Genomic DNA, 16,869 nt, shown 5'->3' with positions numbered 1-16,869 from the left:
ATTATGACATCTGCTACCCCCACTGTAAAGATGGGGTTTTCTTGACGCTTACCTTGAATCATCCTGAGCTTGTCGAAGGATTCCCGATTTCTGGGGAAAAGGTGCACATTACTATATCGGAGATTGGGATGATGGTTTTGTAATAACGTCTTACAAGCGGACTTTCAGGGATGCCCTCGTCTTATCTGGAGAACACGTTGTAATGCTCAGAGAATCTCTTTGAGCGAATCTTGAAAAAATCTGTGACGCGGTACTCAGTGAGCCTTTCGTTTACCTTTGCTATCCTGTCCTCAGTTGATGGATGGGTCTTAAAAACCCCGCCGCCTGTGGGCGTTGACTTGCTCTGAAGATTTTTCAGGACATCTTTCAATGCCGCCGGATTGTATCCCGATGCCCTTAAATAGACAAGCGCGCTTTCGTCCGCCGCATATTCCTGCGCCTTGGAGTAGCCGCTTGTAACCAGAGATTTGACAACATCGTCTATTGACCCCTCAAATACATTCAGCAGTTGAGAGACCTCGCCGGGGGTGTATTGCCTGGCGGCCTCCGAGCCCATAACGGTCAGCGCCTCCGTCCAACGCGACGACTTTATCGCCCCAAGCCCGTCCTTGTGGTTTATGTGCGCTATTTCATGCGCAAGTATCGCCGCAAGCTCGTCCTCGTTTACCGCTAAATCTATCATGCCCTTTGTGATAAATATAATCCCGCCCGGACACGCAAAGGCGTTTATCTCCTTCGAATCCAATATAGCAAAGTGATAGCCGCCATACGTGAACGGCATCTCGGAGTGAAACGCTATCGTCTGCCCCGTGAGATTAATGTACGTGGTAAACTCAGGGCTGTTCAAAAGTTTATATGACCCCATTATCCTCGCCGCAACAGACCTGCCGATATAGTATTCCTCTTCCGGCGCAATCGGCCTCGCCGCTTTGGACACAGAAGTCCCAACCTTTATGGCAGTATCAGGTATGGACGAGAGCGTCGGTACGCAGCCCACAAGCGCTACCAACAACGTTATAGTTACCAGGTTTTTCATAATAAAATTATTCAGTCAGCCCCCCAGCCTTGATAAACATTGCGACCTTCTCAACTGGCACGGTAAAGCCCTCAACCTTAGTGACAAGATTAAAATCCAAATCCGGGTGCTTTTTCTTATACGCGTCCTCAACCTGCGGGTTAAATCCCTTGCCAGCCAACGACACCTCTTCATTTGAGGCGGCATGGCTGCCCCCCTGGGTTTTAGCTAATTGTACGGCTGTCTTGTTAAGGGCGCTTTTGTGTATGCAGCCGGACTTACCGCCAAAACTCACCATATACCAGTCGCCCTTTGTTGAGACTACCTCTAAGGCGTCGGCGTATTTGACCATAGCCTTGACGGCGGAGAAAAAATTACAGTCCGCCCTGATAGCATTTTCCTTCGTTATAACCTGCATTGTCTCCCCGTACACTAAAGCTGGGACAAGCAGCAACAACATTATGAATACGATTTTTCTCATTTCTCGGTCATCTTAACAATTATCCAATCATTTGTCAAGGGGGGGGACGCCGCCGCCAAAAGATTTTTTACCCTCTTTAATAGTACACCGGACGGCCCGTCTGTTGGGTACAGTGTCAGCAGCTCCTCTAATATATCTGCTGATTCCTGCCATTTTCCCTCTTTGAACAGGCGCATCGCGTCCGTGTATCGCCCGGCAAGGATTTTTTTATCGTTGTCAGCGTCTGAGATAAAACCCATTACCTCAAATATCTTCGTCGGTATGCTCTTGCCCTTAACCTCTATGAGGGCAAGCTCGCGGCTTAGAAATAAGTCGTTTGTGCCGCTGAGTATCTCTTCGCTTACTATTATTTTCGTCTTAAAATACTTGTTTACCGATTCAAGCCTTGAGGCGAGGTTTACGGTGTCACCGATGACGGTAAAATTATAGAGCCTGTTGCTGCCCATATTTCCGGCGATTACGTCGCCTTTGTGCATCCCTATGCGCAGGGATATGTTGGGAAATCCCTTGCCTTTAAACTCGCTGTTGACCTTATCCAGCGCCCTGAGGCAGTTTACGGACGCGCTGCAGGAGTTTAACTCATCCTTTTCAGAGACTACCGGCGCGCCCCAAAACGCCATTATACAGTCGCCAATATATTTATCAACCACGCCGCCATAGCCGATGATTACCTCTGTGAGTTCACTCATCACGCCATGAAGCATGATGGCCGTCTCCTGGGCGGTCTGCATCTCGGAGATTGTCGTAAATCCGGCGATGTCGGCAAAGAACACTACGACATTCATAGTGGTGCCGCCCGGCCTCAGCAGCTCGGGATTCTTCAATATGTGGTCGGCAATCTTCTTGTCCATGTACTGCGAAAAAACCGTCTTAAGAAATAGCCGCTGCTTTCCCTCAGAGGCGTAACTATACGCCAGTGCGGCAATGAAACTCATTACATCGGCAGTCAACAGAGGGATGACGTCAATATATATCGAATTTCTGAATAAAACAGCCGTGGCCGCAATAACCGTGACAACAGACGCAGCAAGCGCCCCGATATTGTTTAAGAGCGAATGGCGCCTCAGCACACAAAAGACAGCAAAGAGAGAGAGAAAAAACATGGGGACAACAACGTATATCTTTCCGGGATGTTTGATAAAACCGCCGTTTATGAGATTATCAAAGGTGGCCGCATGGATATGTATCCCCGTTGAGATGGAGGAAATCGGCGTGGGTTTCAGGTCATAAAGTCCCGCCGCGGTCAAGCCTATGAAAACGGTCTTACCCTTAAAGAAGTCCTTGTTTATCAATGGTTTCTCTGACTGGCTTACGGACAAATATGACTGCAATATATCATTGGCGGGGATAGTGGTATAGGGGTCTTTTCGTGTGGAATACCTCAGCAGTGGGCTTATTCCAGGCACCTCAATACCCCTTACAAACAAGCGGCCACCGGCAATGTCGGCGATCTTTTTATCGATCAGATATGCAAGCGAAAAATACGGTATGGTATGCCCTCTTAGTTGAAAAAACATGGGAATTTTTCTGTAAATGCCGTCCTTATCCGGTGAAATATTGACGTTGCCGGCACCTTTTGCAGCCGCCATCAGTTCCTCTATCGGGGGTACCGCAGAGTTAAAAGTCTTAAATACTTGGGCATTGTCTCTGAGAGCTATGCGTCTGATAAATGCCTCTTCTGCCTCCGATACCTGCTTTGCAGACTCTGCGGAGAGAAACAGGGCAATATAGACATTGTCGGCCCTCTTCACGGCGTCGGCGAACATCTTGTCGTCGTCCACGCCGTAGGAGGACGACTCTGTATATAGTATATCAATAAACACCGCGTCGGCCTCTGACATATACTCTACCATCGGGGCATAGACTTGCCGGGGCCACGGCCACTTGACCGCTTGTTTGCTCATTGCGTCAAGGCTTTGCTGGTCAATCTTTACTATAACGATATTGTCAGATGATGTCGCGGGGTTTAGGTACCGGCAGTATATGTCATAGGCCTTCAGCTCAAAATAATCAAAGCCACCGGACAAAAACAGCACCAATGAAAAGAGAAACGTCACGGCGGCCACCATAGGCAGAGTTCTTTTCATTTGCGTGTGTGGTTATTCCGTGATTTTCTCTTCGTCGCCATGCGGCATATATTTCTCGGCCACCTCATCTCTGAGTTTTTCCCATATGGCGTCGCCTTCGGGGGTCAGTTTCTCGGCCTTTTCTATCTCAGGCCATCTGGATTTGGGCAGTTTTGCATATATTACAAAGCACCGCCTGACGCCCTCTATTTGCTGCGGCGGGAACTGCGGCATGTTCAACATCGTAGGTCTCGTTACTGAACGGGCTATTGTGCCTGGCTCGATATAGCCCTGTTGTTCGGCGATTTTTCTGAGTGGGGTACCGTGGAAGGGGCTGAACGAATAGGCGTTCATGTTATCGGAGTATATATGCCGGTTCAGCTCTATCGTATCAAATGCCAGCTCCCGCGTCTCAAATGGAAAGCCGAGTATGTTATTTACGCTGAATGGCACTCCCACATCGTTAACTGTGGCGAGGGCCTTGATAATAGTCTCATTCTTTACGCTCCTGTGAATAACTCGTTTTCTGAATTCCTCGTTGCCATGCTCTATACCTACGGCCATTCTGAACATGCCCACCTCGGACAGTTTTTTAACACGCTTATAGGTGATAGTCTCAGGGCGTGTCTGGCACCAAAACGGGATCTTAAATTCCGAATACATCTCTATGAAGGCGTCAAACTCGGCCTCTGAGTATGCCAAAAATGTATCGGCAAGAAAATAAAACGCCTCGACATTGTGTTTATCACGAAAAAAGATTATCTCATTGCGTACCTTATCGAGCCGTTTTTTGCGAAAAAATCTTGAGCCGGTCTCTTCCCTGTACTTGAGGGCCTGTTGCGGCGAGTTACAGTATGTGCACTGGTATGGGCAGCCGCGGTGCGTCTCAAGGGGAAACATCCTCCACACCTTTCCCTGCATTGGCCTGTAGAGGCGCCCCTCAGGGAATATTGATAAATCTAACACAGGGTTTTCGTTCATATCAACGGCCTGTCCCATGGGGTTGCGCCTTATTTCACCTTTTTTCTTTACCCAAAGCCCCGGAATATCGTCGTAAGGCATTCCCTTGTCCATGCGGGAACATAGTTCGCTCAGGACATATTCGCCCTCCCCTACACAGACCATATCCACTTCCGGACGGTTTATGACAAGTTCGGAGGCAAAAGTCGCAAAAACTCCGCCTACCAAAGTAGGAATTTTATATGGGGCTGAAATCTCAAGCAGTCTTATTCCTATCGGGTACATGTCCTCGGTAGTTGACATCGCAATAAGGTCGGGAGAAAATGCCTCTACATGTTTTTTATATGAATCTAACAGGTCTTCGTCCTTAAAGGTCATTTTTAGCAGAGTGTCGTCAAAAGGGCGGGCATTGAGATTTTTCTCTTTCAGCTTATCGCTGTTGAATTCGTCGTCTTCTATGTTTGGGTAATCCGTAGAGTCAAAAAGCGATACCGTATGCCCTTGTTCTTTCAGCATTGATGAGAAAAGAGCAATGGCCGTAGGGAGCATATTCATCCCCCTTATATTCGGGTATATCAACAGTATTTTCATTATTGCCCCTCTTTCTTAGTTATTTTTTTTGTAGATACCTATAAACTCTTCGAAAAACCGCTCCATCACCTCTTTCTTTGAAACGGTAACTCTTATATAGTCTTTAAGCGTATTCTGCTTAAATCCCCCACCTGCAAGAATGTTTTTCTCTGACAGCGCCCTGACCGTCTCCGGCGCTTTGCCAGGACATTTTATGAGCACAAAGTTGGCGTTTCCAGAAACAAACTCAATACTATTACGAGATAGTTTGTCTATCAAAAATGCCTTTCCTTCCTTGAATTCTTTCAATAGAGAGTCCATAAGCCCCGGTGTATCCAGAAACCTTTCGGCAAATAACACTGCAACGCCGTTTACGTCAAATGTTGGTTTTACCTTTGTCAGACCCTCGATAATCCCCGCCGCCGCCGCCGCGTATCCAAGCCTGAGCGCCGCCATAGCGCAAAGTTTTGAAAATGTCCTTAACACTATCAGGTTTTCATATTCCGAAATTTTATCAATCACCGTCTCGTTACAAAAGTGAAAATACGCCTCGTCAACAATGGCAATGACTCCGCAATCCCGCGCCTTTTTTATTATCCTTACGATGTCGTTTGCCGGAGTTAACGTTCCTGTGGGGTTATTTGGGTTTACAAGTACCGCTAATTTAATATCTCCCGTTATCGCTTTCAAAAATTTTTCAACCGTGAAAGACAAGTCCATCTCATACTCGACAATCGTTACTGAGGCACCGAACATTTTACAATACACAGGGTACATGGCAAAGGTTGGCTCGGTGAGCAAAACTCTATCGCCCTGCGACACAAAGGCGTCAAAGATGTACTTTATCGCAGCGTCCGAGCCGTTTGAAAGACAGATATTTTCTGATTTCAGACCGTTATGAAGGGCAACCTTTTCCTGCAGTGCCTCGCATTCGGGGTACATTGACAGGTAATCAGAGTCTATCATGGAAAACACCGAGGCTACGAAATCGTCGGGCAGCGCCGCAAAGGCCTCATTCATATCAAGCCGGAGCATACCTTTTCTTGATATGCCAGCATTCTTTGCCCTATAAAGGTCACTGATATGAGATTTAATTTGCATCATTTGAGCTCTTCACTAAGGATGGACTACTCTACCAGTCTCACAGGGTATTTGTCAACAGATGTGTAAACAAGTCCACCTGGCGGGATTTGCAGGCCTTGGGGAGCCTTTTCGCATGGCTGCGCTCAATAATCCAGAGACTTTACGATATGTCACTTACTTACTAAATCATAAAATCTTTGGACACTATCCACCGAATCACTAAAGTAAAAAAATTCATTTATTATCCTTTTTATCTCTGTCTTACGTTCTGCCGCGTCATAGTTTTCAATAAATATTCTTTGGACGTTTTGTTGTAACTCATCTGCCGATGAGACCGTTTTAATCATAGAACCTCCTACCTTTATTAATGGTGACATACTAATCCACTCAGGGGAATTTACAATAAACACCTCACAACCAAAGGCTAAGGCCTCAATACAAACGCTCGATTCACCAACCACTACTATCCTTGCGCGCTGGAGAAGCTCCCCGACAGGGTTATTTTTTATTTTAAACGTACAGGTCTTCATTTCTATCTCCGAGTACTTAAACAGTTCCTCTATGTGCAAAAATGGATGGGGTTTTATCCACACCTCGATGCCCGGGTTGCCGTTTAATGCCTCATACAGGACATTTAACATCGAACTGCTTTCGTGTATGCTGATAGAACAGGCCAATAGCACGATTTTTTCTGTTTTGTTAAATTCATATCCAAGATATTTTTCTAAATAGGCATATCTTACGGCCTCTGCTATATACAGTTGTTCCCGCGGCCAACCGGACTCCATCATGGAGTTATATGAATTCTGGCCGTTACATATGACAATGTCAGGCTCTGGTATGGGATAGCCGCCAGTATCGTGTATCTCTGACGGGTCGTTAAAAAAACTAAAAAGCATTGGTGACACCGTGCCGGATTGGCTGCCTAAAACCGCGGGTTGAAGATTAAGCGCGTTTTTTGCTGAAATAAAGGCCTTTTCCCATGCCTGTTGCTCAAGTAAATAGAGATATTTTCTCACCTTAAATTTTGATAATAGATTTTTGAAGGTCTTATAATATACGAGGCCTTTGTAGCAGGTTGCGCCCATAAATGAGCTATGCCAGTCATCTTTGAGTAACGCGTATATATTATAATCTTTGATGACATGCGCCTCTTTAATCTTCTTTTCTAACAGGATAAATTTTATGGCGCTGAACAAAACAGCCACAAGAGAGCCGAGCTGAATCCGCGGCGTTGTGAACTCATCAAGAAAATATATGCGATATCCGTGTGTTATAAATGTCTTTGCATAGCGTATGGCCTCCCTTCTGGTGATCGCGTTGTTTTCCACATAGATTGCTATCATTGTGACGGAGTTGCCCTCTTCTGCCAGTCTGCTTTGCAGCCGCATATAGTTTTTGTCTGTGAAACGGCCTTCTTTTGCCGCCGATATATCCAGGTTTGGATAATAAGTTATTAACATTAGTGAGTTATCATCTGAATGCGTTCTTTGAATATTTGCGAATTCCTTCCTGATTGTTGTCGCATTACAGAAGCTATAAATAAAGTAATGCAAAAGGCTTATTAATTGTCTAACGATGATTATAATTTTAGTGGCAATACTGTTAAGGCGCTTATGGGGAAGCGTGTGATTTATCAGGATGGACTTTCCTATGGCGTATTCTGTTATTGCGGTAGTGAGCTTGTTACAACTGCTGATTAGAATAATTTTTTCTATATTATAGAGCTTTATCGTTTCTGTTATCGCGTCCAACTGGGCAAGCCTTGTTAATATGTCAGATTTATAGGTGCTTTTTTCCGCAATAAGGCTGAACCACCACAATGAGGCATATTTATCAATAGAGAATATCTCTTTTAGATTATTATTTTTGTGTTGAATCTTATATGGCAGCTCAGCAACAAATCGTATATAGCTCTGTCTGATACCCCCGGCTGAGTCGTTTACAGTCTTAGATGTATTTATAATCTCTACGCCGCATTGAGAGTCCCTCAGCATACTTACATATGATTCTGTTATTTGTTTTTTTGATTGTAACGCGAACAGGTAAACATTATCAGATGCTACAATGCCGCTTAGTTTATTAGTTTTAGTGTATGAATCGTAGACAATTAATACCCTCATGTGAGAGAATATTCCCGATAATCATTTTTGTCTGCGGGTGTATTTTGCATCATATGATTTTAATCTAATAACGCCGATTTCTGTAAGTATGCGATGGTTTCTTTAATAAACTCCTCGGCCTCATTGAGTGCCGTTTCGGCTGTTTCTTCGTCGATAAACGAGAAAATCTCATAGTCGCCGTTTTCTCTGTCGTCCTTTAAATTCGACAAATATTTGCCTAAGTTCTTTTTAAACCTGCCGGTCTTTACAAACAAAAGGCTGAACAGGGTCAGCACACCTTTGTGTGTGCTTGCGCGCTCTCCTTCGGTTAAGAGAAGCCCTTGTGCCGCATGGTACACTGCATAGTATGCGCGGGATACGGAGTCTTCATAGTCGCCGTTTGCAAAGAGCCTTTTGGCAACCTCCAGCTTTTTCCCGGCCTTTTGAACGTATCCCTTTATTAATTCCCTATCCGTGTAATTCAAGCCTGATACCTTCTCTCATAACATTTTCCATAAACGGCGTTGGAATAGATTTTAATCTCACAAATTCATTCGTTTGAAATATCTTCAGGGATACCAGTTTTCCTGTTTCCAATAATATGTCCATCACAGAGTCATAGAGTTTATCTTTTATTGCCCTGTCCTTTTTTTCGACAACAATCAATATATCGTAATCCGAGTCAGGCCGCCAATCAGAGCGGGTTCGCGAACCGAATAGATATATTTCCATTATCTGGCCTTTCAGGGAGGCGATGCCTCTCAAAAAATCGGCCACTATGGGGTCTGTATCGCTTAACATTTCAGGCTTCAATATAGCCCGCTTATTCTCTGGGGACATTCCGCGCACGCCTGAATTTCGTGCGCGCGGCACTCCTTGTGGAGTTTTCTAAGCGGTTGCAGTAACGATGTCCATGCCTCTTTTATTGAGACATTATTGACATTGCCCATGGCCAGCCTGCCGTAATGGTCATACGGACACGCGGTTATTGTACCATCCCATAATATCGTCAATCTTTGATAGTGAAACGGACACGGCGGCAACGACACAGGGGGGCTAATCGTGCCCGGCGTATTATCCAGCATTTCATTATACGATACCTGGTCAACCTTGTCCTTCCAAAAGGCGGTGAACTCATCCAGCCGTCCTCTTAGTTCAGGAATAAGGACGGCCTGTAGCCGTACCTTAGGCGTTTTTGAGCCAAGCCGCAATTTTAAATCTCTCAATCCTTCGACATTCTTTACGACATCCTCAAACCTTGCCCCTACGCGGCTTTTTTCGTACATCTCTTTTTCAAAACCCTCAAAGGACACCGTGAGTCTGTCAAGACCGCTTTCTATCAACCCCCTGGCCGTGTCGTGCGTCAGGAGTGTGCCGTTTGTGTTAAAAAAAACGTCTACAAGCCCCTTTTCCTTTGCGTATCTAATAAATTTGCAGATGTCTTTATGCAGCAGCGGTTCGCCTCTGAAATTAAACTTGCAGGCATAGAGACCGTTTTCCCCTGCCTCATCCAGTATTTTTTTCACCGTATCCCAGGACATAAAGCCGCCCTTTATATCCGGCCTTAAATCCGTTGCCCTGCAAAAGGGACACCGGAGGTTGCACACGCTTGTGGTTTCGATGTCGAGATGCAGTGGAAAGCCGCCAACGGTGAGCGTCTTTGGGTTTTCTTCCCATTTCCTGCGATATTCCAAAAACCTCTCATCGCAGCGAACAAGTATATTCTCGCCGGATATATCGTGATGCAGCACATCGGTTGGTTTCGGCATTTTTATATCACTCCTTACATCCCATGCTTTTTAAGCCAATACACCACCATCGGTATCTGCCATTCGTAGTCAATGTCGCAACCGCCCCACTGCTGAAGCGGGTAGATTTTTTGCCCCATCCACTTCTGTGGCAGCAGGCCATCGTCAAGATTATCCAGACAGCGAGGGCGCACAATGGAAACCCCCATGTCGGCAAACCATACATCCCCCTGAGAGTCCCTGTCGCAGTTGAGCGTCTTTGGCTCTCCAAATGTCTCAAAAGGGACAAAGGGTTTAAGAAGGCCGTCTGCGTCAATCTTTCGGGCGCGAAGCGGGCTCCACATGTTGTATCTTGATACGCTTACCGCAGAGTCATACTCCGAATTTGCCCGCAGCACCTTTATGCCCTCTGAAATTATTGCGGCGGTTACGGTTGGGGCGTTGCACATGAGCAGGACTATAAGTTCTATCTCTTCGCAGGGGTTGAGCTGCCTGACAACGCCATAGGCGTGCTGGTACACGTGTTCACCGAGGGCTGAGTCGCTGCAAAGCTCCGGTGGCCTCACGATTACCCCGACAGAGTTTTCCTCAGCCAGGGCCATAAGCTTCTCATCGTCAGTGGATATATATGTCTTATCTATTTCAGGTGCGTCAGCGGCGGCCCTCATCGGATACCATGCAAGCGGTCTGCCAAACACCGGATGCAGATTCTTGCCCGGAAAGCCCTTGCTGCCCTTCCTGCCCATCAACACAGCAACTATCAATAGCCGTCCCTCCTCAGATATAGTAGCATAATATCCGCTGTTATTGCAGCCTGAGAGTTTTAAGTACTTTTTGAATATCCTCTCTCTTTAGCCCCGCCACTGACGGCATGTACATGACGAATACACAGGTGGCAAGCGTATAGATAACGCCAGAGATGAGAAATCCAATGACAAGGCTGTCCCCCGCCATCTGGTTAACTATCAATGCCGACGCCAATGCCGTTACAACCATAAAGCCGACACAGAGCACCTGATGCCTCAGGTAGCGGACAAAAGATATTCCTATCGGTTTTGCTATAAAAAAAAGCAGCGCGTTGACGCTGATTATGTTTATGGCAACCATCTTAACGGCTAATCCCAGGGCCCCCGCGCCGAATCCGAGATACGCGGGCGACGCCATCAAAAAAAACGACACGGGCACTCCGGCGGCGCTTACAAGGATTCCGATATTTCTGTATAGGGCGGTTTTTCCCATCGCATAATACACAGAGCCTACTAACTGGCCATAGGTCTGATGAATTGGATAAAAGGCCATAACAGAGACTGCCCAAAGTGCGGCGCTATATTGTTGGCCACCGAATATGTGAATAACCTTCGCCGCGTTTACCGATATAAAACACGAAAAAAACGCCGCTATCGAAAACATCATCGGTATGTATTTCTCGAAGAGCCACTTCATTCGCTCAGTGTCGGCCTCGGCGTGGACGATGGAAAATTCCCTCATCAGAAGCGGCGTCATCGCCCCGGTAAACAGGAAACACAGGGTGCCTATCTGCGATGAGAGTCCGTAAAATCCCTGCTGCGCGCTTCCACCAAAGACCTGCAAAAGCCACATATCAAAAAGATTCGCGACCATCCCTATCAAACCACTAACAAACAGTGGGTGGCTGTACGCATAGGATTGCCGGGCATAGTGTCTGGCGCGCCCCGCCGTTAACCCCGTCCTTTTAAACAATGAAAAACCGCCCCCTTTCATTATAAATATCAGGGACGCCATGAGGAATATAAATAACACGTAGTTATATAAAAAAAAGCTGAACAGATTTAATCTGCCCGCAATAAATAACAATACTAAAATGGGCAATCCCAATAGCCGCTGAAACATCTTCGCCTTTTCCCCGGCAACGGTCAGGCCATATGCGTCTGCCATTTGGCTGAATATCTGTGACGTCCACGTGAAAAGCCCAAAGACCGCAGCCAAATATATGTAGCCTATCTGTTCGCCAGGCCATATATACTTATGGAGAGAGGTTATATGGGCGGTGCCCACGACAAAAAACACGGCAAGGCAGACCACCATGCCAAATAACATATAAAAACGTACCAACTGCGAGTCCTTCGGATTTTTCGATAGCATCGTGAAATATCCCGTTGATGTGTTTAACTCCAGAAACGAGATCATCTGGCTGAAAAAATTCGTCAGATAATTGAAATCACCATAGGCCCCCGGCCCAAGAGACCTCGGTATAATCGTCTGCGATACAAGGCCAATAAGAAGGCCGACAAAGTTTGTCGTTAGTTTGTAGAAATATCTCTTATTAAACGAATCGGCGGCAGTCTGTGGCACTTTATCTCTGGCCTTCACACAGACTGTTAATTAGTTTGAAGATGTTTTCCTTTGTATTTTCTTTGCGGACATAGTGATGGAAAAAGGTCTGATTACGCTTTTTTTCGAGCTTGCCGCTTACATATAGTTCTAACATGGATAGTAATTCCCCTGTGTCATATGCAAAGTGTACACGCTTTTTTAGCTCACAGAGGGCCTGCTCTTCATATGGATGCATCTCGCAATTCATGAGAAATATCTCCGCATCCATGTGTAAGACCTCAAAAAGCGGTTGCGAGGGCAACTCCATTACTATGGCCGCCGGTTGATATTTCTCAAGAAACTCTAATAAAACCATATCGTAAACGACTGTCAGGTTGCTCATTTTTTTCAACACCGGAATTACCGCGCAGTTGTCATAGGTTGAATTCATAAAGGGTTTTATATATATTTTAAGATCCTTCAGGCCGTTTAAATATTCAAGAATATCTATCTGCCTTTCTGTCAGCTCGTGAGGCGGGGTTCTGTCCATACCTCCTTCAAGTATGGATAAACTGTTTGTTATGGGAAACAGGATGTCAATTGAGGGCTTCTTTAGCTTAGGGAGTTTTGTCTTGCCGAGGGGAATAATCTCCGCGTGACGACCTTTGAGCGGGTATAGCCTTCTCAGGTCTTCCTCCGTAAAGCCGTAGCTTATGAACTTAGTGCACCTGCATAATTCGGCGTCAAAGTGCCACGGCACATAGGAATCGCCAAAAAGACAGCCGTGCTGCGCCCCAAGTATTGTTATACCTTCAGACTTTAGATATTCAATGATAAATGCCTTAACCCCATGCGTAGGGCCATTGCCCCATATTGCTAATGAAACAGGGTGTTTCTTTTGTATATCTCTAAGCAGCAGGACGGCGTTGAGGTACTTGCTGATATTCATATTGAAGTCATATTTAAAATCGCTCAGGACAATCTTTGCCGTGTGGCCTTCAATATCTGTCATGTCGCTATAATCAACGCTCACGTCAGAAATGTATTCCTTGTGCCTGAATCCAACTGGTACGCCGCTGTTGTAGTCATAGGATATGATATTGTATTTATTGAGGCTGTTTATCAAAAAATCCAGCTCATATAGGTGTCCATACAACAAGATGGTCTTTTTGTCCTTTGAAAATCGTCTGTAACGCAGCTCCGCCGTAAGTCCGCGCAACAGCACCCCAAGGACGTATAAGGGTCTCTGTCTTATTCTTTTTAGGATATTTGTGAGTGTTATACCGCTTCCGGATTCAACTGTCTTGGGATAGGTTATGACTTTTGTATTAACGCTGCCATTGTGCAGAGAAAGGATATCCTTAAAAGACGTATCAGTCTTGATAAACTCATTAAACTTATAATCATAACAGACAACCTCCGACAAATCGAATTGCTCCGATATTCTTTTTATTGCTTCATATAAAATTAAATACCCCAGATATTGGTATTTACCGTTGTAAGAGTAAAGGCACCTGAAGTAGTTCATATTAAGGCCATACCGCGCGTTTAATACTGACGAGATATGTTTATCAAGACAATCCAAGATATTATCAACTTCTTTTGAGGCGCTGTCCTTAAGACGAAAGATGTCCTCATCAGAAAAAAAACTACTGAGACACCGGCATTGCAATGAAAGAGTTTCTTTGAAAAAGACTTCAACGCCTGAGCGGGTACAAAACAGGAGGCGGCCTTTGTAGAGGGCGTTGCTCACGCAGTGGCGCGCATCTGAAACCGTATGTAATATCAGCGCCTTCTTATTGCCCACACCTGTCACATCAGCGAACCATTATTTTTGGCTTCACATATCTAACCGTCTTAAAAACCGAATCGAATTCTAATCCCATTTTCTTTGCAAGTGCCTCAAGGGAACTCGTCACTGTGCCTACGTACTGCTCGTCTGACATTTGCGTCAGATTGATGTGGAAGTCCTGTCTGTCCCCAATTCTGCTAAGGTATGCCGCCTCGTCTGTAATATAGCCTTTCTCCTTCGCCCACTCATATATCGGCGTGGCCGGCAGAGGCAGGAGAAACCCTACGCTGGGGAATATGTTACACTCCTCACATACTTCAATGGTTTTTCGAATACTTTCAGGCGTCTCCTGCGGGTAGCCAAAGACAACAGATGTAAGCGGGACACAGCCACCTTCCCACAACGCCTTCGCCTGCTCAATGAACTGAGCCACGTTTAGTTTCTTATTCATGGCGGTGAGGATTTCCTCGCTGGCATTCTCAAGTGAAAACGATATATTGTCGCAGCCAACCGCCTTTAGGTCCTTTATCAGGCCAACGTGTTCTTTTTTAAACAGGTCGCCTCTGGTTGGACACTCCCATCCTATCCTGAAGTCCAGCTTGCTGAATCCATCTATCATATCCCTGACGCTTTGAATGTTGGCAAAGGTCAACTCGTCCCAAAAAGACACATAATTACAGCCGTACTCAAAATGCAGGCGCTTGATTTCGTCCATTATCGCGTGCTTTGAATATTTCCTGTATTTTTTCCCTTTAAATACATGATAACAAAAGCCACATCTGTGTGGGCAGCCCCTTGCAGAATTCAGAGGATATGACAGCACATTTCCGGCATTCATCCCGGCATCTGATACGTTTACATTTACATATGAGTACTCTTCGTATTTTTCAAGATCAAATATACGCCAGTCTGGAAAACCAATCTCATCCAAATTGGCAATTGCCGGGCGCTCAGCCGTGAAAACGACCTCGCCATTTTCCTTATACACTATGCCCTTTACGCCTGACAGTGGCTGCTTATTACCGATGGCCTGTAACAGCTCCACGATGGTAACATCCCCCTCGGACATCACACCTATGTCAAACGCTGTGTTATTAAGGAGCAACTCCGGAATCGAAGTAACGAGGGAGTTGCCGGCAATAACAACAGTCATGGGATTAATCTTCTTTGCGATTTCGGCTATCTGCCTTGCGAACCTAAACCCGGTAACGATACACCCAAGGGCACACACGTCATAGGTGTTTTCCGATAAAATCTCCTCCAACTGTGACATCGTAATGAGGTTAATATCCATATCTATCAAATCGAAATCAAACCCCGCCCTCTTTATGGCCGTAAGTATATAGGCAAGCCCTACGGGAAGTTGCCTCCTCTTCGATTCCGGTCTCAGCGAGGGGTTAATAATGGCAATCTTCACTAATATCTCCTCTCAGTTCAAAGCTCATTTAATTCCCGCTATACCGCAAATTCATTTTTCCATTAACCGGCAAAGAATCCTCAAATCTCCCTCTCCGAATTTATCTTTGCCGTAGGGGTCAGCCTGAATCTTATCCAAATCAAAATCGGTATCGAAACCGCCGGTCAGTCTCTTGAAATCGCCAAACCCATGCCTTGACAACACCGACGTAATCTTGTCCCACGAAGTATGGGCGTACGTGGCATTTAGCCCGTCTGTTAAGTGAACGATTTTATTTCGGCTCACATTCATTGATTCTAAAATGTCTTCAACAAAATCGCTCGGCACGTCCCTCAATATTTCCACAGATGTATCCCATAAATCATAACTTATTCCACCTTCCCCGTCAGTATAATACCAAAACCACCCGCCAGGTTTTAGTATCCTTCTTGTTTCCATTATCGCTTGTTCATAATCTTTGAGGTGGTGAAACACGCCGTTTTGAATGGCAAAATCAAACGAATTATCTTCATACGGCGTTATATATACAGAGGAGGTTACAAAATGCGTCCGCTCATCCAGATTCTTTTCATTTGCCACCGCCTTCGCATACTGAATGCTGTCATCTCCAAAATCTATACCGGCGGCATATCTCGCGCCGCACTTCAACAGGGCAAAACAAAACACCCCATTGCCGCAGCCTAAATCCACACAGCTCTTGTCCTTTATCAAATCGGCCAGGTTATTCACATTTATTCTATAAACGTACCGGTCAACATAACCTTCGAACTCTTCCGAATTATATTTATCCCATATCTCATTGAATAACAAGCGATGCTTCTCTTCCTTGTCGCGGCTTTTGAGTTTTTTCGCCGTTTTGCCGGACTCTATAAAAGACGCGTCGCACATAGCGTTAAACATGGTAAGCGCGTCCTCAATTAATTCTTTGGTCAGAACATAAGGATGGTCATTTAAACCCTTATTAAAGGCTATTTTTTCATATCTCATGTTCATAACGGCCAGAGTTACAACCTTCGCGTATGCAATAAAACAGGAATTCCCTGCCCTATCCATTTCACTCTTCAATTTGCCCATTGAATCCATATATATCTTTTGCATATCGGGTTACCTCCGTACTTTACGATACAATATGTATGCTCAGCAAAACTGACAGCCCTTCCTGTTTCCCGCGCTATACACCTCAACTATCACCCCTGCCTCGCTCAACCACTCGCCCATCCGACAAAGCAGTGCCTTTTGACCACCGCTAATAATATAACAACGTGATATTATTTGCAAGCGTTAATTCATCACGGTAAATTTGTTCTGACGGATAAAACAAGTTCTCATGGGAAGTTGCAATG

The 16,869-nt window shown here is 45.4% G+C and carries 14 protein-coding genes; all 14 read right to left on the bottom strand.

The window, feature by feature from the left end; genetic code table 11:
- Positions 1–181: 181 nt before the first annotated feature.
- Positions 182–1,036 carry a M48 family metalloprotease gene (locus AB7D94_RS11875; protein ID WP_420266099.1) on the bottom strand — a complete coding sequence of 285 codons (855 nt, stop codon included), beginning with the start codon at positions 1,034–1,036 and terminating at the stop codon, positions 182–184.
- Positions 1,037–1,043: 7 nt separating this feature from the next.
- The gene (locus AB7D94_RS11870) at positions 1,044–1,496 is read right to left on the bottom strand and encodes an SH3 domain-containing protein (protein ID WP_420266098.1); all 453 of its coding nucleotides are present in this window, start codon (positions 1,494–1,496) and stop codon (positions 1,044–1,046) included.
- A complete protein-coding gene (locus AB7D94_RS11865) occupies positions 1,493–3,583 on the bottom strand; it encodes a CHASE2 domain-containing protein (protein ID WP_420266097.1) in 2,091 nt (696 codons plus the stop codon). The genes AB7D94_RS11870 and AB7D94_RS11865 overlap by 4 nt, the downstream gene beginning before the upstream one ends.
- A 12-nt stretch (positions 3,584–3,595) precedes the next feature.
- Positions 3,596–5,113 carry a B12-binding domain-containing radical SAM protein gene (locus AB7D94_RS11860; RefSeq protein ID WP_420266096.1) on the bottom strand — a complete coding sequence of 506 codons (1,518 nt, stop codon included), beginning with the start codon at positions 5,111–5,113 and terminating at the stop codon, positions 3,596–3,598.
- Positions 5,114–5,128: 15 nt separating this feature from the next.
- A complete protein-coding gene (locus AB7D94_RS11855) occupies positions 5,129–6,196 on the bottom strand; it encodes a pyridoxal phosphate-dependent aminotransferase (RefSeq protein ID WP_420266095.1) in 1,068 nt (355 codons plus the stop codon).
- Between the two features lie 149 nt (positions 6,197–6,345).
- Positions 6,346–8,298 carry a hypothetical protein gene (locus AB7D94_RS11850; RefSeq protein WP_420266094.1) on the bottom strand — a complete coding sequence of 651 codons (1,953 nt, stop codon included), beginning with the start codon at positions 8,296–8,298 and terminating at the stop codon, positions 6,346–6,348.
- Between the two features lie 59 nt (positions 8,299–8,357).
- On the bottom strand, positions 8,358–8,762 hold the full coding sequence (locus tag AB7D94_RS11845; protein ID WP_420266093.1) for a HEPN domain-containing protein: 405 nt from the start codon (positions 8,760–8,762) through the stop codon (positions 8,358–8,360).
- Positions 8,746–9,090 carry a nucleotidyltransferase domain-containing protein gene (locus AB7D94_RS11840; RefSeq protein WP_420266092.1) on the bottom strand — a complete coding sequence of 115 codons (345 nt, stop codon included), beginning with the start codon at positions 9,088–9,090 and terminating at the stop codon, positions 8,746–8,748. The genes AB7D94_RS11845 and AB7D94_RS11840 overlap by 17 nt, the downstream gene beginning before the upstream one ends.
- Positions 9,087–10,046: a radical SAM/SPASM domain-containing protein gene (locus tag AB7D94_RS11835; protein WP_420266091.1), complete on the bottom strand. Its 960-nt coding sequence runs from the start codon at positions 10,044–10,046 to the stop codon at positions 9,087–9,089. Before AB7D94_RS11835 ends, AB7D94_RS11840 begins: the two co-directional genes overlap by 4 nt.
- A 14-nt stretch (positions 10,047–10,060) precedes the next feature.
- Complete coding sequence (locus AB7D94_RS11830; RefSeq protein WP_420266090.1) at positions 10,061–10,789, bottom strand: acylneuraminate cytidylyltransferase family protein; 729 nt, start codon at positions 10,787–10,789, stop codon at positions 10,061–10,063.
- 40 nt (positions 10,790–10,829) lie between these two features.
- Complete coding sequence (locus AB7D94_RS11825; RefSeq protein WP_420266089.1) at positions 10,830–12,374, bottom strand: lipopolysaccharide biosynthesis protein; 1,545 nt, start codon at positions 12,372–12,374, stop codon at positions 10,830–10,832.
- Positions 12,358–14,124 carry a hypothetical protein gene (locus tag AB7D94_RS11820; RefSeq protein ID WP_420266088.1) on the bottom strand — a complete coding sequence of 589 codons (1,767 nt, stop codon included), beginning with the start codon at positions 14,122–14,124 and terminating at the stop codon, positions 12,358–12,360. Before AB7D94_RS11820 ends, AB7D94_RS11825 begins: the two co-directional genes overlap by 17 nt.
- Positions 14,125–14,134: 10 nt before the next feature.
- On the bottom strand, positions 14,135–15,526 hold the full coding sequence (locus AB7D94_RS11815; RefSeq protein ID WP_420266087.1) for a B12-binding domain-containing radical SAM protein: 1,392 nt from the start codon (positions 15,524–15,526) through the stop codon (positions 14,135–14,137).
- A gap of 51 nt (positions 15,527–15,577) precedes the next feature.
- Entirely contained in the window at positions 15,578–16,624 is a 1,047-nt protein-coding gene (locus AB7D94_RS11810) for a class I SAM-dependent methyltransferase (RefSeq protein WP_420266086.1), read from the bottom strand.
- Between the last annotated feature and the right edge of the window lie 245 nt (positions 16,625–16,869).

Source organism: Candidatus Magnetominusculus dajiuhuensis (assembly GCF_046044395.1).
GTDB classification, from domain to species: Bacteria; Nitrospirota; Thermodesulfovibrionia; order Thermodesulfovibrionales; family Magnetobacteriaceae; genus Magnetominusculus; species Magnetominusculus dajiuhuensis.
The sequence above is the reverse complement of the archived record's forward strand: the minus strand, read 5'-3'. Positions and strand labels throughout refer to the sequence as shown.